The sequence below is a fragment of the Streptomyces sp. NPDC048424 genome, assembly GCF_040651555.1.
Lineage (GTDB): Bacteria > Actinomycetota > Actinomycetes > Streptomycetales > Streptomycetaceae > Streptomyces.
In genome coordinates, this window is the sequence record NZ_JBEZKE010000033.1 from 60,132 (window position 1) to 80,020 (window position 19,889).

The 19,889-nt window shown below is 72.6% G+C and carries 20 protein-coding genes; 13 read left to right on the top strand and 7 right to left on the bottom strand.

Annotation, left to right across the window (positions count from 1 at the left end; translation table 11 throughout):
• Positions 1–292: 292 nt before the first annotated feature.
• From AB0D29_RS32385 to AB0D29_RS32400, 4 genes are all read left to right on the top strand, one after another.
• On the top strand, positions 293–877 hold the full coding sequence (locus tag AB0D29_RS32385; RefSeq protein ID WP_362859112.1) for a suppressor of fused domain protein: 585 nt from the start codon (positions 293–295) through the stop codon (positions 875–877).
• A gap of 60 nt (positions 878–937) precedes the next feature.
• The gene (locus AB0D29_RS32390) at positions 938–1,582 is read left to right on the top strand and encodes a DUF6758 family protein (RefSeq protein ID WP_362859114.1); all 645 of its coding nucleotides are present in this window, start codon (positions 938–940) and stop codon (positions 1,580–1,582) included.
• Positions 1,583–1,661: 79 nt separating this feature from the next.
• Complete coding sequence (locus AB0D29_RS32395) at positions 1,662–2,525, top strand: PHP domain-containing protein (protein ID WP_362859116.1); 864 nt, start codon at positions 1,662–1,664, stop codon at positions 2,523–2,525.
• A 73-nt stretch (positions 2,526–2,598) separates the two neighbouring features.
• A complete protein-coding gene (locus AB0D29_RS32400; protein ID WP_362859118.1) occupies positions 2,599–3,204 on the top strand; it encodes a MarC family protein in 606 nt (201 codons plus the stop codon).
• A 74-nt stretch (positions 3,205–3,278) separates the two neighbouring features.
• On the opposite strand, the gene AB0D29_RS32405 is transcribed toward AB0D29_RS32400, so the two are convergent.
• The 3 genes from AB0D29_RS32405 to AB0D29_RS32415 all read right to left on the bottom strand — a co-directional run bounded on the left by AB0D29_RS32405 (position 3,279) and on the right by AB0D29_RS32415 (position 6,582).
• Positions 3,279–3,431: a hypothetical protein gene (locus AB0D29_RS32405; RefSeq protein ID WP_199808063.1), complete on the bottom strand. Its 153-nt coding sequence runs from the start codon at positions 3,429–3,431 to the stop codon at positions 3,279–3,281.
• 99 nt (positions 3,432–3,530) lie between these two features.
• The gene (locus AB0D29_RS32410; protein WP_362859120.1) at positions 3,531–4,385 is read right to left on the bottom strand and encodes an alpha/beta hydrolase; all 855 of its coding nucleotides are present in this window, start codon (positions 4,383–4,385) and stop codon (positions 3,531–3,533) included.
• Positions 4,386–4,548: 163 nt separating this feature from the next.
• Entirely contained in the window at positions 4,549–6,582 is a 2,034-nt protein-coding gene (locus AB0D29_RS32415) for a DEAD/DEAH box helicase (RefSeq protein WP_362859122.1), read from the bottom strand.
• Positions 6,583–7,029: 447 nt separating this feature from the next.
• On the opposite strand from AB0D29_RS32415, the gene AB0D29_RS32420 reads away from it, so the two are divergent.
• Complete coding sequence (locus AB0D29_RS32420) at positions 7,030–7,788, top strand: ferritin-like fold-containing protein (protein ID WP_351304838.1); 759 nt, start codon at positions 7,030–7,032, stop codon at positions 7,786–7,788.
• 110 nt (positions 7,789–7,898) lie between these two features.
• Here AB0D29_RS32420 and AB0D29_RS32425 read toward each other — a convergent pair whose 3' ends face one another.
• The 4 genes from AB0D29_RS32425 to AB0D29_RS32440 form a co-directional block, all read right to left on the bottom strand.
• Positions 7,899–8,198, bottom strand: a complete 300-nt coding sequence (locus AB0D29_RS32425; RefSeq protein WP_362859139.1) for a hypothetical protein — start codon at positions 8,196–8,198, stop codon at positions 7,899–7,901.
• 112 nt (positions 8,199–8,310) lie between these two features.
• A complete protein-coding gene (locus AB0D29_RS32430) occupies positions 8,311–8,538 on the bottom strand; it encodes a DUF3107 domain-containing protein (protein ID WP_030709995.1) in 228 nt (75 codons plus the stop codon).
• A gap of 142 nt (positions 8,539–8,680) precedes the next feature.
• On the bottom strand, positions 8,681–9,334 hold the full coding sequence (locus AB0D29_RS32435; protein WP_362797309.1) for a TetR/AcrR family transcriptional regulator: 654 nt from the start codon (positions 9,332–9,334) through the stop codon (positions 8,681–8,683).
• Positions 9,335–9,483: 149 nt separating this feature from the next.
• Positions 9,484–9,699, bottom strand: a complete 216-nt coding sequence (locus AB0D29_RS32440) for a hypothetical protein (protein WP_362859123.1) — start codon at positions 9,697–9,699, stop codon at positions 9,484–9,486.
• A gap of 138 nt (positions 9,700–9,837) precedes the next feature.
• Between AB0D29_RS32440 and AB0D29_RS32445 the strand changes: the two genes are divergently transcribed.
• The 8 genes from AB0D29_RS32445 (at position 9,838) to AB0D29_RS32480 (ending at position 19,741) form a co-directional block, all read left to right on the top strand.
• Positions 9,838–10,839, top strand: coding sequence for an alpha/beta hydrolase (locus AB0D29_RS32445; protein WP_362859125.1), 1,002 nt, complete (start codon positions 9,838–9,840; stop codon positions 10,837–10,839).
• A 5-nt stretch (positions 10,840–10,844) separates the two neighbouring features.
• On the top strand, positions 10,845–12,230 hold the full coding sequence (locus AB0D29_RS32450) for a DUF3152 domain-containing protein (RefSeq protein ID WP_362859126.1): 1,386 nt from the start codon (positions 10,845–10,847) through the stop codon (positions 12,228–12,230).
• A gap of 70 nt (positions 12,231–12,300) precedes the next feature.
• On the top strand, positions 12,301–12,396 hold the full coding sequence (locus AB0D29_RS32455; RefSeq protein WP_351301183.1) for an Ms4533A family Cys-rich leader peptide: 96 nt from the start codon (positions 12,301–12,303) through the stop codon (positions 12,394–12,396).
• Between the two features lie 171 nt (positions 12,397–12,567).
• On the top strand, positions 12,568–14,307 hold the full coding sequence (locus AB0D29_RS32460; RefSeq protein WP_362859128.1) for an ABC transporter substrate-binding protein: 1,740 nt from the start codon (positions 12,568–12,570) through the stop codon (positions 14,305–14,307).
• Positions 14,308–14,327: 20 nt separating this feature from the next.
• Positions 14,328–15,287 (top strand): ABC transporter permease, encoded by a 960-nt coding sequence (locus tag AB0D29_RS32465; protein WP_362859141.1) that lies wholly within the window; start codon positions 14,328–14,330, stop codon positions 15,285–15,287.
• Positions 15,284–16,276, top strand: a complete 993-nt coding sequence (locus tag AB0D29_RS32470) for an ABC transporter permease (protein ID WP_030709987.1) — start codon at positions 15,284–15,286, stop codon at positions 16,274–16,276. Before AB0D29_RS32465 ends, AB0D29_RS32470 begins: the two co-directional genes overlap by 4 nt.
• Complete coding sequence (locus AB0D29_RS32475; RefSeq protein ID WP_362859130.1) at positions 16,273–17,946, top strand: ABC transporter ATP-binding protein; 1,674 nt, start codon at positions 16,273–16,275, stop codon at positions 17,944–17,946. The genes AB0D29_RS32470 and AB0D29_RS32475 overlap by 4 nt, the downstream gene beginning before the upstream one ends.
• 184 nt (positions 17,947–18,130) lie before the next feature.
• Positions 18,131–19,741 carry a DUF3492 domain-containing protein gene (locus AB0D29_RS32480; RefSeq protein WP_362859132.1) on the top strand — a complete coding sequence of 537 codons (1,611 nt, stop codon included), beginning with the start codon at positions 18,131–18,133 and terminating at the stop codon, positions 19,739–19,741.
• Positions 19,742–19,889 lie beyond the last annotated feature (148 nt).

Here is a 19,889-nt window from a genome sequence, read left to right on the forward strand (position 1 = left end):
GGGAGGGAACAGGACGGGAGGACAAAGTTCTGCCGTCGCTCTTCTACTGATCAGGAGATCAGACGGGGCGGGAAGCGTCCGTCACAGAAGCGGAAGAGCGATTGGTACTGCACGATCGACTTCGATCCATTGCAGCCCCACCTCCTCCGGCCGGTCCCCCGTGGGGGAGGTCCTGTCTCCGGGGTGCCAGGCACGCTTCGGCATGCGGCCCCGAACAGCTGTCAACACTATCAGTCGACGGATGGTCAAGGCCCGCCCTTTACCCGCCTGATACGAGTTCTATGCTCGCTCCATGGCAGAAATTCTGGCTCTCGTCGAGGCCCGGCTGCGCAGCGCGTTCGGTGACCCCGACGCCCGCGCCGCCGTCACCTTCCTGGGCACCGACCGCATCGAGGTACTCCGTTTCGCCGAGGGCGACCTCGTGCGGTACGCGACCCTCGGGATGTCCGCGCACCCGATGACCGATCCGACCGCAGTGGTGGCCGACCCCGTACGGGGCCCGCGCGCCGAGCTGGTGCTGACCGTACGGGGCGGGCTGGCGCCCACCGACAAACTGCTCAGGCCGCTCGCGGTGCTGGCCGCGTCCCCGCAGGTCGAGGGGCTCGTCGTGGCTCCCGGGGCCTCGCTGGACGTGGGCGATCCGCTTTGGGACGGGGCGCCCTTCAGCTCCGTACTCGTGGCGGAACCCGGCGGTCTGGTGGAGGACCTGGAGCTCGACGAGCCCATGGATCCCGTGCAGTTCCTGCCCCTGCTGCCCATGACGGCGAACGAGGCCGCGTGGAAGCGGGTGCACGGGGCGGCCGCGCTCCAGGAACGCTGGCTCGCGCGCGGGACGGACCTGAGGGACCCTTTGCGTACCGCCGTCGCGCTGGACTGACGGCCCGGACGGGTGACCGCGCCTTGACTGGCGGCCGGGCGGGGAGGAGCGTGGCTTCCTATGAGGGGTGAACCAAGTTGCCCGAAGTGCGGTGGCCGGGTCAGGGCGCCCGGACTTTTCTCCGACTCCTGGCAGTGTGCGCTGCACGGCGCTGTCCACCCCCTCCAGCCCGTCATCCCGCCCAGTGTCGAAGGCCTGGGCGTCGTGGTGCACCGGTCCCGGGTGCCGGTGTGGATGCCGTGGCCGCTGCCGGTGGGGTGGCTGTTCACCGGGATCGCGTCCGCCGGTGACGACCGCAGCGGTGGCCGGGCGACGGCCGTGGCCTGTTCGGGCCCCGGCCCGCTGGGCGGCATCGGCGAGCTGGTGCTCGTCGCCGAGGAACTGGGCGTGGGACTCGGTGCGCGGTACGCGGGCATCGACGGGCCCGACCCCGGCCCCTACATCGACATCTCGTCACCGCCCCACGCCAAGGTGGTCGCCGCGGGCCGCCCGAGCCCGCTGTGGCACCTGAACGGAGCCCCCGACGACCGGGCCGTCTTCGCGGGGGAGGCGAGGGGCCTGTGGCTCTGGGCCATCGTCTGGCCGGAGCAGTCCGGCCTCCTCATGTACGACGAGCTCGTCCTCACCGACCTCCGCGACGCGGGAGCGGAGGTCGAGCTCCTTCCTTGCGGGGCCCTGAGCCCCCGCATCCTGGGCCCGACGTAGATCCTTCCGGGGCGAATCGGGCCCTCCGCCCCGGTTATCCTGGAGTGCCCCCCGTCCGTACGACCCCTGGAGCTCGGCTGTGCGCATCGACCTGCACGCCCACTCCACGGCATCCGACGGTACGGACACCCCCGCCGAGCTGGTGCGCCATGCCGCCGCCGCGGGACTGGACGTGGTCGCGCTGACCGACCACGACACGGTGGGCGGATACGGGGAGGCCCTCGCGGCCCTTCCCGCCGGACTGACCCTCGTGACCGGGGCCGAACTGTCCTGCCGGCTCGACGGGATCGGCGTGCACATGCTCGCGTACCTCTTCGATCCCGAGGAGCCCGAGCTGGCCCGCGAGCGGGAGCTCGTCCGGGACGACCGCACCCCCCGGGCCCGGACCATGGTCGACAAGCTGCGGGCGCTCGGCGTCGACGTCACCTGGGAGCAGGTGGCGCGGATCGCCGGTGACGGCTCGGTCGGACGGCCGCACGTCGCCACCGCCCTGGTCGAGCTGGGTGTCGTGCCCACCGTCTCGGACGCCTTCACGCCCGACTGGCTCGCCGACGGCGGCCGCGCGTACGCCGAGAAGCACGAACTCGACCCCTTCGACGCCATCCGCCTGGTCAAGGCGGCCGGCGGCGTCACCGTCTTCGCGCACCCCGCCGCCGTCAAGCGCGGCCGGTGCGTGCCCGAGTCCGCGATAGCCGAGCTGGCGGCCGCGGGTCTGGACGGCATCGAGGTGGACCACATGGACCACGACGCCGGCACCCGCGCACGGCTGCGCGGCCTGGCGGGCGACCTCGGACTGCTGACCACCGGGTCCAGCGACTACCACGGCAGCCGCAAGGCCTGCCGCCTCGGGGAGTACACGACCGACCCCGAGATCTACGGCGAGATCACGCGCCGTGCGACCGGGGCCTTCCCCGTGCCCGGCGCGGGCGGACGCGAGCGCTGACCGGCCCCTCCCGGCCCGCTCCACCCGTCCCCCGTCCTTTTCGCGACACCCCTCTCTCCTGCAAGGCATCACTGTGTTTGATTTCGCCGTCTTCGGATCCCTTTTTCTCACGCTTTTTGTGATTATGGACCCCCCGGGGATCACGCCGATCTTCCTCGCCCTGACCTCCGGCCGCCCCGTCAAGGTGCAGCGCCGCATGGCCTGGCAGGCCGTGTGCGTGGCCTTCGGTGTCATCGCCGTCTTCGGCATCTGCGGTCAGCAGATCCTGGACTACCTGCACGTCTCCGTCCCGGCGCTGATGATCGCCGGTGGTCTGCTGCTCCTGCTCATCGCGCTGGACCTGCTCACCGGCAAGACCGACGAGCCGAAGCAGACCAAGGACGTGAACGTGGCCCTGGTGCCGCTGGGCATGCCGCTGCTCGCCGGGCCCGGTGCGATCGTGTCCGTGATCCTGGCCGTGCAGAAGGCGGACGGGCCCGTCGGCCAGGTCTCCGTCTGGGCCGCCATTATCGCCATGCACGTCGTGCTGTGGATCACCATGCGCTACTCGCTGGTGATCATCCGGGTCATCAAGGACGGCGGCGTCGTCCTCGTGACGCGGCTCGCCGGCATGATGCTCTCGGCGATCGCCGTCCAGCAGATCATCAACGGCGTGCTCCAGGTCGTACACGGCGCCTGACCCGACGGCCCCGCGCATGCGAACGCCCCCGCACCGGATCGGTGCGGGGGCGCGAACGTTTTTTCGTGCGGGCGTCAGATGGACGCGCTCTCGGCCGGTCGGATCAGAATGCGCTGGCCGACGGCTGCGGCCTGCTGCACGATCCGGTTGACGGAGGCCGCGTCCACGACGGTGCTGTCCACGGCGGATCCGTCGACGTCGTCCAGGCGCAGAATCTCGAAGCGCATGGGGCTTCTCCCTTCGTCAGTGTTTCCCTTGCACTGGTTCAACGAAGTGTAGGCCGCAATCATTCCCTACGCTAAGGAAATTTTTTCACTGGCTAAGTACTAGCCGGTGCAGGTGTCCCAGAAGGTGGCCAGCGCGGCGGCCGTGACGGCCGGATCCTCGGCGTTCGGGGAGTGCCCCGTCCCGGGGACGACCACCCGCTCGGCGCCCAGGCGCCGGGCCATCTCGTCCAGCAGCGGGACCGGCCACGCGTCGTCGACGGCTCCCGACAGGACCAGCTTCGGCAGCCCGGTCCGGCCCAGCTCCGCCACCCGGTCGGGCTCGGAGATCAGCACCCGTCCCGTCACGATCAGCTGCTCGGGAACGGTCGCCACCCACCGCCCGCGCAGGAACTCCGCCAGCTCGGCGGAGTCCGCGGCCGCGTCCTGCGGGTCGTGGGCACGCATCGCCGCCCAGATGGTGGGCATGTCCCCGCCCATCGCCTCCAGCGCCGCCACCAGCAGCTTCGTACGCGCCTGCTGCTCCTCGGTGATCGCGGCGGGCCCGCTGCTCAGCAGCGTGAGCGAGGCGAAGGGCGAGGGGTCGCGGAGCACCGCGGCGCGCGAGATCAGCCCGCCGAGCGAGTGCCCGACCAGGTGCACGCGGTCCGATCCCAGGGCGCGGACCTGCGCGAGCACGTCCAGCGCCAGCTCCTCCAGGGCGTACGGCGCCTCCTCGCGCGGGCCCGGGCTCTCGTACTGGCCGCGCCCGTCGACGGCGACCACCCGGTACCCGGCGGCGGCCAGCGGCTCCAGGAGGCCGATGAAGTCCTCCTTGCTGCCCGTGAAACCGGGGACCAGCAGGGCGGTGCCGCGGACGGGCTCACCGGCTTCGTGCACGGCGAACCCGCCGCGATCGGTGGTGAGGAGGTACGCGCGGGCGGCGGAGGGCAGGGTCAGGCGCGGCGGCTTGCTCATGGGCCAGAGGTTACCGGCCCGTAGATTCCGGGCGCAGCCTCCCCCGGGCTGACCCGGACTGACCCGGACTGACCCCGGACGACCGCGGGAGACACCCCGGGTACGCCGACGGCCCCGGCCCCCTCGGAAGGGGGACGGGGCCGTCGGTGCGGTGCTCGGGTGCTTACGCCTCCGGGGCGGCCGCGACCTTGCGGGTGCGGGTGCGCTTCGGCTTGGCGGGCGCCTCCTCGGCCACGGCGGCGGCCTCGGCGACCGGAGCGGCCTCGGCGACCTTGCGCGTACGGGTCCGCTTCGGCTTGACCGGAGCCTCCTCCGCCACGGCCACCGCGACGGCCTCGGCCGCGACCGGAGCCGCCTCCGCGACCTTGCGGGTGCGGGTGCGCTTCGGCTTGACCGGCGCCTCCTCGGCCACGGCGACGGCCTCGGCGACCGGGGTCACCGGGGCGGCCGCGACCTTGCGGGTGCGCCGGGCCTTGACCGGCTCGACCGGCGGGGCCATCTGGAAGTCCGGCTCGGGGGCGCTCGCCACGACCTTGCGCGGGCGGCGCACCCGGACGGGCGCGGGCTCGACGGGCGCCGCCATCTGGAAGTCCGGCTCCGGGGCGCTCTCCACGACCTTGCGGGTGCGGGCGCGCCGCGGCTTGGCCGGGGCCTCCTCGGCGACCGGGGTCACCGCGGCCACGGGAGCCTCGACCACGGCGGCCGCAGCGGCCTCCACGACCTGAGCGGTCTCCACGGCCTGAGCCGGAACCGCGCCCACACGGGTGCGGCGGCGGCGCGGCCGGCGCGGCTCGTCGGCGGCCGGAGCGGCCGGCGCGTCCACCACGGGGGTGACGGCGGCGGCCTCGGCGCCCTCGGCCAGCTCCGTACCACCACGGGTGCGGCGGCGCTGACGCGGCGTACGGGTGCGCGCGGGGCGCTCCTCGGTCACCACGGCGGCGGCGGCCGGACCGGAGCGCCCGCCACGGCCACCGCGGCCGCCGGTCTCGCCCAGGTCTTCCAGGTTCTCGGCCTTCAGGCCGGCCCGCGTGCGCTCGGCGCGCGGCAGGATGCCCTTGGTGCCGGCCGGGATGTTCAGCTGCTCGAACAGGTGCGGGGACGTGGAGTACGTCTCCACCGGGTCGTGGAAGTCCAGCTCCAGCGCCTTGTTGATCAGCTGCCAGCGCGGGATGTCGTCCCAGTCGACCAGCGTGACGGCGATGCCCTTGTTGCCCGCGCGGCCGGTGCGGCCCACGCGGTGCAGGAAGGTCTTCTCGTCCTCGGGCGTCTGGTAGTTGATGACGTGGGTGACGCCCTCGACGTCGATGCCGCGCGCGGCGACGTCGGTGCACACCAGCACGTCGACCTTGCCGTTGCGGAACGCGCGCAGCGCCTGCTCGCGCGCACCCTGGCCCAGGTCGCCGTGGACGGCGCCCGAGGCGAAGCCGCGCTTCTCCAGCTGCTCGGCGATGTCGGCCGCCGTGCGCTTGGTACGGCAGAAGATCATGGCCAGGCCACGGCCCTCGGCCTGCAGGATGCGGGAGACGAGCTCCGGCTTGTCCATGTTGTGCGCGCGGAAGACGTGCTGCGCGATGTTGGCGACGGTCGCGCCCTCGCCGTCCTCGGAGACGGCGCGGATGTGCGTGGGCTGCGTCATGTACCGGCGGGCGAGGCCGATGACCGCGCCCGGCATGGTCGCCGAGAACAGCATCGTCTGCCGCTTCGCCGGCAGGTAGTTCATGATCTTCTCGACGTCGGGCAGGAAGCCCAGGTCGAGCATCTCGTCGGCCTCGTCCAGGACGAGCGCCTTGACGTGCGACAGGTCGAGCTTCTTCTGCCCGGCCAGGTCGAGCAGGCGGCCCGGGGTGCCGACGATCACGTCGACGCCCTTGTTGAGCGCCTCGACCTGGGGCTCGTACGCGCGGCCGCCGTATATGGCGAGGACGCGGACGTTGCGGACCTTGCCTGCGGTCAGGAGGTCGTTGGTGACCTGGGTGCACAGCTCGCGGGTCGGAACCACCACGAGGGCCTGCGGGGCGTTGGTCAGCTGCTCGGGCTTGGCCCGGCCGGCCTCCACGTCCGCGGGGACGACGACCCGCTCCAGCAGGGGAAGGCCGAAACCGAGCGTCTTGCCGGTACCGGTCTTGGCCTGGCCGATGACGTCCGTGCCGGAAAGGGCGACGGGAAGGGTCATCTCCTGGATCGGGAAGGGGGACACGATGCCGACGGCCTCAAGGGCCTCGGCCGTCTCGGGAAAGATCCCGAGGTCTCGGAACGTAGTCAGGGTGCTGCCTCTTCTGTGAGACGCGGCGCGAGGCGGCGAGGGGGGTCGTACCGTGCCGTGCTTGCAGTACTGCTACGTACGAAGCTGCGCGGGACCACTAGCCTTCGCTCAGGCGCATCTGCCGCTGAGGGGGCCCCTCGTGGGAGGCGGTACGCATGAACGTACGCACCACACCGAGGGCGGTCGGTTGGAGCCGATCGGGCCACCGACCGGGCATCCTCATTCGGATGGCCCGCCGAGTATTCGGCAGGCGCATTACCACTGTACCTCGGAATCGCGCAGGTGTGTCGGGTGAATTCACCGGGTAGACGCGTTTAGCTGGACAGGCAGTCAACCGGCATGGTGCCTTGGAGGGCCATTCGGCGGGCTATTGTGCGGAGCATGTCGACCGTAGAAAACGCCTCGCCCGCCGACGACAGCGCGCCCGCCGAAGCCGTCGGAATCGCTTCCCAGGACTGGGCGACCGCCTCTGCCTCGCCGCAGTACCGGGCCGCCGTCGTGGACCTGCTCGGCGCCCTCGCGTACGGCGAGCTCGCGGCCTTCGAGCGCCTCGCGGAGGACGCGAAGCTCGCGCCCACCCTGGACGACAAGGCCGAGCTCGCTGCGATGGCCTCCGCCGAGTTCCACCACTTCGAGCGGCTGCGGGACCGGCTCACGGCCATCGAGGTCGAGCCCACCGCCGCCATGCAGCCCTTCGCCAAGGGCGTCGACGACTTCCACCGCCAGACCGCTCCCTCGGACTGGCTGGAGGGCCTGGTCAAGGCGTACGTCGGCGACTCCATCGCCAGCGACTTCTACCGCGAGGTCGCCTCCCACCTGGACACCGACACCCGCGCGCTCGTGCTCGGCGTGCTCGACGACACCGGCCACGGCAACTTCGCCGTCGAGAAGGTGCGCGCCGCGATCGAGGCCGACCCGCGCTGCGGCGGCCGGCTCGCGCTGTGGGCCCGCCGGCTGATGGGCGAGGCCCTCTCGCAGGCGCAGCGCGTCGTCGCCGAGCGTGACGCCCTCTCGACCATGCTGGTCGGCGGCGTCGACGGAATGGCGGCGGGCTTCGACCTGGCGGCCGTCGGCGAGATGTTCACCCGGATCACCAAGGCGCACACCAAGCGGATGGCGGCCCTCGGCCTCGCCGCCTGACCGGACGCCGCCACACGGCTCCACAGGGCCCCACAGGGCCACGTACGTCGGCCCCGGCGCGCACGATGCGCGCCGGGGCCGACCTACGTCCGTCAGGAGGTCCTCAGGGATCAGCCTTGCGACGGGAGTGAAAACGGAGTCCTGCGGGCGGGCCTGCGGGGCCCGGCGGCCGGACGGAGCAACAGGGACAGGACCACCGCCGACACGAGCACCGCGCCGACGAAGGTCGCGGTCAGCGTGTTGTGCCCGGGGCCCAGCGCGAAGTGGGTCAGATACGCCCCGAACAACGCCCCCAGCACACCGCTGACCAGCACCACTCTCGAGGACGGCAGCCGGCGTGCGAGCACTCGGGCGGCTGTTGCGGACAGGGCGAGGCCCAACAGAGCGGAGCCGAGCACTTCCATCAGCAGCATGAGGTCTCTCCCATACGTCAGGGCAAACCGGGTCACTGCCGTCCTACCCGAAGCGGAAGAAAGGGAAACGGCCCGGTGGAAGCAACCACCGGGCCGTTTGCGACAGTTCTCAGAGCGCGCCGAAGCCGACCTTGCGCACGCTCGGCTCACCCAGGTCGACGTACGACAGGCGGTCGGACGGCACCAGGACCTTGCGGCCCTTGTTGTCGGTGAGGCTCAGCAGCGGCTCGTTGCCGGACAGCGCCGCGGTGACGATGCTCTCCAGCTCCTCGGCGCTCAGGTCGCTCTCCAGCACGATCTCCCGGGGTGCGTGCTGCACGCCGATCTTGACCTCCACGGCTTTGTCCCTCCGACGATCCGGTTCGCGCGATCAGCCGCGCCGTACGCGGTCCACATTAGCCCGGTGAGGGGATGGGGACCGCGCGGAACGGACACGCTGGCAGCGAACAACGGCAGGTACGGGCCGCGGGCCGATCGGGTCAGCCCAGTTCGGGACTCGGCTCGGCGCCGTGCAGCGGGAAGCCGGCGATACCGCGCCAGGCGAGTGACGTCAGCAGGCCGACCGCCGTGTCACGGGCGACCGGGCTCTCGCTGGACAGCCAGTAGCGGGCCACGACCTGAGAGACCCCGCCCAGGCCCACGGCCAGCAGCATCGACTCGTCCCGGGACAGGCCGGTGTCCTCGGCGATGACCTCGCAGATGGCCTCGGCGCACTGGAGCGAGACCCGGTCCACGCGCTCGCGCACCGCCGGCTCGTTCGTCAGGTCGGACTCGAAGACCAGCCGGAAGGCGCCGCCCTCCTCCTCCACGTACGCGAAGTACGCGTCCATCGTCGCGGCCACGCGCAGCTTGTTGTCCGTCGTCGACGCGAGCGCGGTGCGCACCGCCAGCAGCAGGGCCTCGCAGTGCTGGTCCAGCAGCGCCAGGTACAGGTCGAGCTTGCCGGGGAAGTGCTGGTACAGCACCGGCTTGCTCACTCCGGCACGCTCGGCGATGTCGTCCATCGCCGCCGCGTGGTAACCCTGCGCGACGAAAACCTCCTGGGCCGCGCCCAGGAGCTGGTTGCGCCGGGCTCGGCGCGGCAGTCGCGTGCCCCGCGGACGCGCTGCCTCGGTCTGCTCGATGGCTGTCACGCCGCCTCCCACTTTCTCTAAGAACACAGTGCGCTCTGCGCCGCGCCCGCCATCGTACTTTTCGGTAACCGAATCTGGAGGGTTCAAGCCGAGTTTTCTCGCGGTACGGACGGCCCGGAGGCGCTGGTCAGCGGTCGGTCGGAGGTCGGTCAGCGGTAGTCGTCCTCGTCCAGCGGCACCACCCGTGCCTGCTCGGCCGCATCCCCGTCCGCGGCCTCGCCCACCTCCGCCCCGGTGATCGGGTCGTCCTCGTCCGGCCGGAGGTCGGCCAGCTGCTCCGCCACATCCGCCTCGGGCGCCTCAGGATCGAGGGTTTCCGGAAACTGCTCCCGGAAGGTGTCCGGCTCCGCAGGGTCGACAGTCATGCCGCTCCCCTCGCTTCCTTGCTCTCACCTATGAGCCTAGGAGGATCGCGGATGCACCGCTATGCGGATCCGGATCCGCTTGTGTCTGTGACCGCGAACACAGGAGGTGGAGCGTGATCGTCTCGTAACATTGCCCGCATGTCTTCGACCGAGCTGCCGGGCGTACGGTCCACCGCCGAGCTGTCCTCCCTGGTGGGAGCCGTCCGGGTGGCCGAAGGAGAGCAGCTGCGCACCGCCGCGCTGCCCGGGCTGGAACTGGCCGTGCGGGTGCGCCCGCCCCTGCGCACGGGGCTGCCGCCCGCGCTGTTCGTGCACGGACTGGGCGGTTCCTCGCAGAACTGGTCGGACCTCATGGCGCAGCTGGCCGACACCGTCGACGGCGAGGCCTTGGACCTGCCCGGCTTCGGCTGGTCCCCGCCGCCGGCCGACCGCGACTACTCCGTCACCGCGTTCGCCCGCGCCGTCATCCGCCACCTCGACGCCGCCGGACGCGGTCCGGTCCACCTGTTCGGGAACTCCCTGGGCGGCGCCGTCTCCACCCGGGTCGCGGCCGTCCGGCCCGACCTCGTGCGCACCCTCACGCTGATCTCGCCCGCCCTGCCCGAACTGCGCGTGCAGAAGTCGGCCGTGCCGACCGCCCTGCTCGCCGTACCGGGGGTGGCGGGGCTGTTCAGCCGGTTGACGCGGGGGCTCAGCGCCGAGCAGCGCACCCGCGGGGTGACGGACCTCTGTTACGGAGACCCCTCCCGGGTGACACCCGAGGGGTTCCGGCACGCCGTCGAGGAGATGGAGCGGCGGATGGCCCTGCCGTACTTCTGGGAGGCGATGACCCGCTCCTCGCGCGGCATCGTCGACGCCTACACCCTCGGTGGCCAGCACGGGCTGTGGCGCCAGGCACAGCGGGTTCTCGCGCCGTCCCTGCTGGTCTACGGTGGCCGGGACCAACTGGTCTCGTACCGTATGGCGCACAAGGCCGCCGCGGCCTTCCGGGGTTCGCGGCTGCTGAGCCTGCCCGAGGCCGGGCACGTGGCGATGATGGAGCACCCCGAGGTGGTCGCGGCCGCCTTCCGGGAGCTGCTGCACGACACCGGCACGGGCGAGGGCGAGACCGACCGAGATACCGAAGACGGCAGAGGCTGAGGACCGTGGGACGACATAGTCGCAAGGCCCCGAGCCCGGCCCCGGCTCCCGCCGCGGCGCCCGCTCCCGCCCCGCCGCAGGCGGAGTACGAGCCGTGGCCGTACCCGTACGGGGAAGCGCCCGCCGCGCAGTGGCCCGAGCCCACCGTGAACCACCAGGGGTACGTCTCCCAGGACCCGCCGTTCGCCGGCGCGCGGGCCGGGGGCCACCCCCAGCAGTACGAGCCCGGCGGCGCCTGGGGGGCCCGCCCCGACTCCGTGTACGGGGACTGGCACGGCGTCCCGCGCCCGCGCCGCGCCACCGGCGGCGCGGCCCCGGCGGCCCCCGCCGCGGGCGCGGCCCTCCTGGACTCCGACACCCCCGCCTTCGGCACGCCCGCCGTGGGCTTCCCGCAGGTGGTCCTGGACCGGCCGGCCGCGGACCCGTTCCCGGCCCCCGTGCCGGCTCCGGAGCCCGAGCCCGACCCCTTCACCTCCACCGGCTCGCACCGCCGCGTGCCCGGGCCGCGAAAACCGGTCGATCCCGTCGAGGAGCCCCCCGGCTCCAGCCGCGGCCACAAGGTCCGTACGTACACCGGCATGGCCGCCGCGGCCGTCACCACCGTCCTCGCCGTCGTCGTCGCGGGCCAGGTGATCGCCGACGGCGACGGCGCCAAGACCGGTACGGCGGCCGCCCCCGGCGAGGGCCGCTCCGACACGGCCGCCTCCCGCTCGGACGGCCGCCCCACCCCGGACGCGGCGGCGGCCGCGCCCGCGGCGCCCTCCGCCGCACCCGCACCCGCGCCGGAGCTGACGTACGAGCAGCAGATGGCCCAGCAGCTGCCGATCGACGCGAAGCTCACCGGCCCCGGGACCTTCGACACCGTGCCCGGTGTGGCCAAGGCCCCCGGCAAGGGCAGGCTCGTGCGCTACCGCGTCGACGTCGAGCAGGGCCTGGGCCTGGACCCGCAGCTGTTCGCCGAGGCGGTCCAGCGCACCCTCAACGACCCGCGCAGCTGGGCCCACGGGGGCGCGATGACCTTCGAGCGGGTGCCGGGCGGCGAGGCCGATTTCGTGATCACGCTGGCCAGCCCCGGGACCACCGGGGTCTGGTGCGCCAAGTCCGACCTCGACACCACCGTCGACAACGTCTCCTGCGACTCCGCGTCGACCTCCCGGGTCATGATCAACGCGTTCCGCTGGGCGCAGGGCTCCACGACCTACGGCCCGGACCAGATGTTCGCCTACCGCCAGATGCTCATCAACCACGAGGTCGGCCACCGGCTCGGACACGGGCACGTGAACTGTCAGACCCCGGGCGCGCTCGCGCCGATCATGCAGCAGCAGACGAAGTCCCTCGACATCGGCGGAATCCAGTGCAAGGCCAACCCCTGGGTGCACCCCGGTAGTTGATGACGGAGGGCGGAACCGGGGCGGGAACCCGCGTTGACAATCCGTCCGATCATCGGCGATGGTTCTCCGCATGTCGCAGCACCACACCATGACCGCGAGCGCCGCCATTGAGCTGGCGCTGCTTGGTGTGACCGCGCACAGCGTGGCCGACATCCTCTGTCGCTGACGCCTGCCTGAAGCGCCGCGACCCTTTCCCCATTTCGCCGCGCCCGGGTGTACGCATGCCCGCAGGCGCGGCTCCTTTCGTTATCGGTGACCCCTTTTCCGGCGCCGATCGCTGCCCCTGGCGTGGCCTTCTCCTCCCTTTTCCTCCTTCACGCCGAGAGGTCCTTCTCCGATGTTGCGTCAGTCCCACATATCGCGCCGCGTGGCCGCGGTCGCCGTCAGCCTCGTACTGGCCGGGGGCGCCGCCGCCTGCGGGCCCAAGGACGGCGCGGACAAGGCCGGTTCGGGCGACAAGCCGGGCGCCGCCGGGGGTGCGCCGCAGAAGGGCGGCACCCTGACCGTCCTCAACTCCGAGCCGCAGAGCGACTTCGACCCGGCACGCCTCTACACCTCGGGCGGCGGAAACGTTCCCTCGCTGGTCTTCCGCACGCTGACCACCCGCAACCGCGAAGCCGGGGCGGCCGGCACCAAGGTCGTGCCCGACCTGGCCACCGACACCGGCAAGCCCAACGCGGACGCCACCGAGTGGACGTACACGCTCAAGGACGGGCTGAAGTACGAGGACGGCTCCCCGATCACCACCGCCGACATCAAGTACGGCATCGAGCGGTCCTTCGCCGGCGAGCTCTCGGGCGGCGCCCCCTACCTGCGCGACTGGCTGGTCGGCGGGGAGACGTACGAGGGCCCCTACAAGGACGGCGGCAAGGGCCTCGACTCGATCGTCGTGCCCGACGCGAAGACGATCGTCTTCAAACTGCGCAAGCCCGAGGGCGAATTCCCCTTCGTCGCCACCCAGACGCAGTTCGCACCCGTCCCCAAGGCCAAGGACACCGGGGTCAAGTACGAGGAGCACCCCGTCTCCTCCGGCCCGTACAAGGTCGTCAAGAACGACAACGACGGCGAGCACCTCACCCTGGAGCGCAACGAGCACTGGGACGAGAAGACCGACGAGGAGCGCAAGGCCTACCCGGACAAGATCGACGTCCGCTCCGGGCTGGACGCCGCCGTCATCAACCAGCGCCTGTCCACCAGCTCCGGCCCCGACGCGGCGGCCATCACCACCGACACCAACCTCGGGCCCGCCGAACTCGCGCAGATCGGCAGCAACAAGGAGCTGGAGGGGCGCGTCGGCACCGGCCACTTCGGCTACGTCAACTACCTCGCCTTCAACCCGGAGGTGGCCCCCTTCGACAACCCGAAGGTCCGCCAGGCCGTCTCCTACGCCATCAACCGCACCAGCGTGATCAACGCCGCCGGCGGCTCCGCCCTCGCCGAGCCCGCCACCACCTTCCTGCCCGAGCGCGAGGCCTTCGGCTTCACCCCCTACGACCACTTCCCCGCGGGCAAGACCGGCGACCCGGCCAAGGCCAAGCAGCTGCTGGCGGAAGCGGGCTTCCCCGACGGCGTCACCGTCACCCTGACCCACTCCACCGCGCAGAACCGCCAGACCAGCCCCGAGGTCGCCACCGCCGTCCAGCAGTCGCTCGCCGCCGCCGGCATCACCGTCAAGCTGGAGGGACTGGAGAACAACGCCTTCAACGAGAAGCGCTGGGACGCCAAGAACACCCCCGGCTTCTTCCTCTCCCGCTGGGGCGCCGACTGGCCGTCCGGCGGCCCCTTCCTCGCCCCGATCTTCGACGGCCGGCAGATCGTGACCAACGGCTCCAACTACAACCACGCGCAGCTCGACGACCCGGCCGTCAACACCGAGATCGACGAGATCGCCAAGCTGACCGACCTCGCGGCGGCCGGCAAGCGCTGGGGCGCCCTCGACAAGAAGATCGGCGAGCAGGCCCTCGACGTGCCGCTCTTCCACCCGGTCTACAAGCGGCTCGTCGGCAAGGACGTCAAGAACGTCGTGATCAGTGACTGGACGGGCGTCCTCGACATCTCGCAGGTCTCCGTCAAGTGACCGTCACCGCCGAACGATCGGTGCCCGCGCCCGGGATCGTCACCCCGGGCGCGGGCGCCGTCCGCCAGATCGGGCGGCGCCTGCGCCGCCGCCCCGCGGCCCTCGCGGCCGCCGGCGTCCTCGCCCTGCTCGTCGTGGTCGCCCTCACCGCACCCCTGCTCGCCCAGCTCACCGGCCAGGACCCGAACGCGTACCACGACGACCTCGTCGACTCCGCGCGCGGCGGCGTCCCGTACGGCTCCTTCGGCGGGATCTCCGCCGACCACTGGCTCGGCGTCGAACCGGGCACCGGCCGCGACCTGTTCACCCGGCTCGCCTACGGCGCCCGGGTCTCCCTGCTCGTCGCCCTCGGCGCCACCGCCGTACAGACCGCCGTCGGGGTGGCCGCCGGGCTCGCCGCCGCCCTCGGCAACCGCTTCGTGGGACAGCTCATCGGCCGGTTCACCGACGTGATGATCGCCCTGCCCATGCTGGTGCTCGGCATCGCCCTCACCGCCGTGGTCCCGCCCGACTTCCCGCGGCCGCTGCTGCTGATCCTGATCATCGGACTGCTCGACTGGGGCGGCGTCGCCCGGATGGTGCGCGCCCAGACCCTCGCCCTGCGCGGCCTGGACTTCGTGGACGCCGCCCGGCTCTCCGGCAACAGCACGCTGCGGATCGCCCGCCGCGAACTGCTGCCCTCGCTGGCCGCGCCCGTCATCACCTTCGCCGCGATCAAGGTCCCCACCGCCATGGTGGCCGAGGCCTCGCTGTCCTTCCTCGGGGTCGGCGTGAAACCGCCCACTCCGTCCTGGGGACAGATGCTGTCCAGCGCCCAGACCTGGTTCCGCGCCGACCCCACCTACGTCCTGCTCCCCGCCGGGCTGCTCTTCGTCACCGTGCTCGCCTTCACCGTGCTCGGCGACGCCGTCCGCACGGCCCTCGACCCGCGCGAAGGCTCCCGCCTGCGGGTCGGCACCAGAAAGGAGCGCAAGCAGTGACCCGCTTCGTGCTCAAACGGACCGGCGGCGCACTGCTCGTGCTGCTCACCCTGTCCGTCCTCATCTACGCACTCTTCTACCTCGCCCCCGGCGACCCCGCCCGGCTCGCCTGCGGGGAACGCTGCAACCCGGCGCAGATCGCCCAGGTGCGCGAACAGCTCGGACTCAACGAATCGGCGCTCACTCAGTACCTGCACTTCCTCCAGGGACTGCTGGTCGGCCGCGACTACTCCGGCGGCGCCGGGCTCGTCCTGCACTGCGACGCACCCTGCCTGGGATTCTCGTACCAGAACGACCAGCAGGTCACCGAGCTCATCCTGGAGCGGCTGCCCGCCACCCTCTCCCTCGCGCTGGGCGCGCTGGTGATCTGGCTGGTGGTCGGCGTCGGCACCGGACTGCTGTCCGCGCTGCGCCGCGGCGGCATCACCGAACGGGCCCTGACCGTCCTCACGCTCGCCGGGACCGGCACCCCCGTCTTCATCCTGGGCCTGCTGCTGCTCATGAGCGTCTGCGCCTACCTCCAGTGGCTGCCCTTCCCGACGTACGTGCCGCTGACCGAGGACCCCGAGCAGTGGGCCTGGAACCTGCTCCTGCCATGGGTGACGCTCGGCCTCTTCGAAAGCGCCAAATACGCGCGGCTCACGCGCAGTTCGACCCTGGAGACACTCGCCGAGGACCACATCCGCACCTTCCGCGCCTACGGGGTGGGGGAGCGGGCCGTCGTCACCCGGCACGCGGTGCGCGGCGCGGTGGCCCCCGTGATCGCCCTCAGCGCCGTGGACTTCGGCACGATGATCGGCGGCGCCGTGCTGACCGAGTCGCTGTTCGGGATCCCCGGACTCGGCAAGACCCTCATCGACGGGGTACGGGTCGTCGACCTGCCCGTCGTGGTCGGCGTCGTCCTGGCCATCGGCACGGCCGTGGTCCTCGCCGGCGCGATCGCCGACCTGCTGTACGCCGCCGCGGACCGAAGGGTGACCCTCGCATGACGGAACCACTGGTGGAGGTCGACGGCCTCGTGGTCGACTTCCCGGTCGGCGGCGCGGGGGAGTACGTACGGGCCGTGGACGCGCTCTCCTTCACCCTGGACGCGGGACGCGCCCTGGGCATCGTGGGCGAATCCGGCAGCGGCAAGTCCACCGTGGCCGCCGCCCTGCTGGGACTGCACCGCGGTACGGGCGCACGGCTGACCGGCACCGTCCGGGTGGGCGGCACCGACGTGGCCTCGGCCCCGGCCGCCGAGCTGCGCCGGCTGCGCGGCGGGACCGCCGCCATGGTCTTCCAGGACCCGCTGAGCTCCCTCGACCCGTACTACGCCATCGGCGACCAGATCGCCGAGGTGTACCGGGTCCACGCGGACGTCTCCCGGCGGGCCGCGCGGGCGCGGGCCGTCGAGGTGCTGGACCGGGTCGGCATCCCGGACGCGGTACGCCGCTCCCGCGCGCGGCCGCACGAGTTCAGCGGCGGCATGCGGCAGCGGGCCCTCATCGCGATGGCGCTGGCGTGCGAGCCGCGGCTGCTGATCGCCGACGAGCCGACCACCGCGCTGGACGTCACCGTCCAGGCGCAGATCCTGGACCTGCTGCACGGGCTGCGGGAGGAGCGGGGGCTCGGGCTGCTGCTGGTCACCCACGACGTGGGGGTGGCGGCGGAGAGCGTGGACGAGCTGCTGGTCATGCGGGGTGGCTCCGCCGTGGAGCGGGGGGCGGTGGGGGCGGTGCTCTCGGCGCCCGCCGACCCGTACACCAAGGCCTTGCTGGCGGCGGTGCCGAGGCTTGACGGGCCGCGGGTCTCCCGGGCTCTGCCCGGACCCGCGCCTCAATCGCCGGCGGGGCTGGGTTCGGCTCCGGCGGGGCTGAAGGATGTCGGGGAGCCCGTGGTCGAAGTGTTCGGGTTGCGGAGGGAGTTCGGGCGGGGGAAGCGGCGGGTCGTGGCCGTGGACGGGGTGTCGCTCGCCGTGCGGCCCGGCGAGACGCTGGGGATCGTGGGGGAGAGCGGCAGCGGCAAGAGCACGCTCGGGCGGATGCTCGTCGGGCTGCTGGAGCCCAGTTCCGGGCAGGTGCGCCGGGACGGCGCCGAGGCCGTCGGCATCACGGACGGCGTGCAGATGGTGTTCCAGGACCCGGTGTCCTCCCTCAACCCGCGCCGTTCCATCGGCGAGTCCATCGCCGACCCGCTGCGCGCGGCCGGGGAACGGGACGAGGCGGCCGTGCGGGCCCGGGTCGGGGAGCTGCTGCTGCGCGTCGGGCTGGAGCCGGGGCACTACGACCGCTACCCGCACGAGTTCAGCGGCGGCCAGCGCCAGCGGGTCGGCATCGCCCGGGCCCTGGCGCCCCGCCCCCGGCTGATCGTCTGCGACGAGCCGGTCTCCGCCCTCGACGTGACCACGCAGGCGCAGGTCACCGCCCTGCTGGCGGAGCTCCAGCGGGAGCTCGGCATCGCCCTGGTCTTCATCGCGCACGACCTGGCGGTCGTCCGGCAGGTCAGCGACCGGGTGGCCGTCATGCGGGCCGGCGAGATCGTGGAGGAGGGCCCGGTGGACGAGGTCTACGACCGCCCGGCCCACGCGTACACCCGCCGCCTGCTGGCCGCGGTCCCGGCACTGGACCCCGTACGGGCCGCCGAGCGCCGCACCTCGCGGCAGGAGGCCTTCGCCTAGTCGTCAGGCCGTACTTCTAGCGTGCTCGAACGCGAACCGTACGGGAAAGTTACGACTCTTCACCCCTTCCGGTGGCGCGACGGACAACCGTCCGTCGCGCCTTCGGCATATCCGCTTGAGTTCTCCCGCGGCGGGTCGCCTGACCGACGGCGACCGCCTGAACGGGAGATCGGGGGTGCCACTCGTGCGGATCGGACTGGTCACGGAAGGTGGTTATCCGTATGCGACGGGAGAGGCGAGGCTGTGGTGCGACCGGCTCGTGCGCGGGCTCCCGCAGCACGAGTTCGAGCTCTACGCCCTGAGCCGCACCGCCGAGCAGGAACGCGCACGGGTCCCGCTGCCCGAGCACGTCACCTGCGTCCGGACGGCCCCCCTGTGGGCCCCCGCGGACGACGGGCGGAGCTACTCCCGGCGCGAGCGCCGGCGGTTCGGCGAGTGCTTCCGGGAACTGGTCCAGGGGATCTGCGCCGGCGCCCCCGACCCCTTCGCCTCCGGGCTGTACGGACTCGCCGAACTCGCCCGCGAACAGGGCGGGCTGTACGCCGCACTGCGCTCCGAGTCCGCGGTGCGCGCCCTGGAGTCGGCCTGCCGGGCGCCGGGCGCGAGCGGCACCGTACGGGCGGCGCAGGTGACCGACCTGCTGGAGTTCGTGGACGAACTGGAGCGGCTGCTGCGGCCGTTGTCCCTCGACTGGTACGAGGACCCCGGCGGTCTCGGCGCGGCCGACATCTGCCACGCGGCGGCGGGCGGGGTGGCGGCCCTCCCGGGCCTGCTGGCCAAACGCTTCTGCGGAGTCCCGCTGCTGGTGACCGAGTACGGGGTCCAGCTCCGGGCCCACTACCTCGCCCAGCTCGACGCACGGCGCGAGCCGGCCGACCGCCCCGCCGTACGGGCCCTGCTCGCGGCCTTCCACCTGCGGCTGGCCGTCGAGATCTACGCCCGGGCCGACTTCCTGACCCCCGGCAACGCGCACGCCCGGCGCTGGCAGGAGAAGTGCGGCGCCACCCGCGAGCGGCTGCGCACCGTCTACCCGGGGATGGAGGCGGACCGATTCGCCTCCGTCGGGGAGGCCGCGGACTGCGGGGACCCCGACACGCTCGTGTGGGTCGGCCGCATAGAGCCCGCGAAGGACCTCATCGCCCTGCTGCACGCCTTCGCCGAGGTCCGCCGGGCCGCGCCCGACACCCGGCTGCGGATCTTCGCCACGGCCGCGGCCCCCGGCTACCTCGCGGACTGCCGCTCGCTGGCCGCGCAGCTCTTCCCCGACGAGGCGGCCGACGCGGTCACGGCCGGGGAGAACCCCGTCACCTTCGAGGAGATCGGCGGGCCCGAGGCGCCCTCCCCGGCCGAGGCGTACGGTGCCGGGCGCGTCGTCGTGCTGTCCTCCGTGATCGAGGGCTTCCCGGTGACCCTGGCCGAGGCGATGCTCTGCGGCCGGGCCACCGTCTCCACCGACGTGGGCGCGGTGTTCGAGGTCATCGGCGGCACCGGGCTCGTCGTGCCGCCGCGCAATCCGCGGGCGCTGGCCGACGCGTGCCTGTCGCTGCTGCGGGACCCCGAGCGGGCGCAGCGGCTCGGCGCCGCCGCGCGGGCGCGGGCCCTGGAGCTCTTCACCGTCGAGCAGAACGTGGCGGCCTTCCAGGAGATCTACCTGCGGCTGCTGGCGAAGGGCTCCGCCCGGCCGGCCGGGGAGGTCCCCTTCGCCCGGCCCCCGGAGGCGCGCGTACCGGGCCACTGGACCAGCCCCACCTGGGCCGAGCCCTTCCCGGACCCGAGCTCGGAGGCCGCCGTATGACCACCGTCGACCCGCAGATCGCGCCCCCGCCGCTTTCAGCTCCGCCGGCAGCACCGACGAGATAGCCGCCGTCAAGTCCCGCAAGGGCCAGGACCGCGCCCCCGACGTCCTGGACCTCGGCATCGCCTTCGCCCGCAGCGGCGCCGCC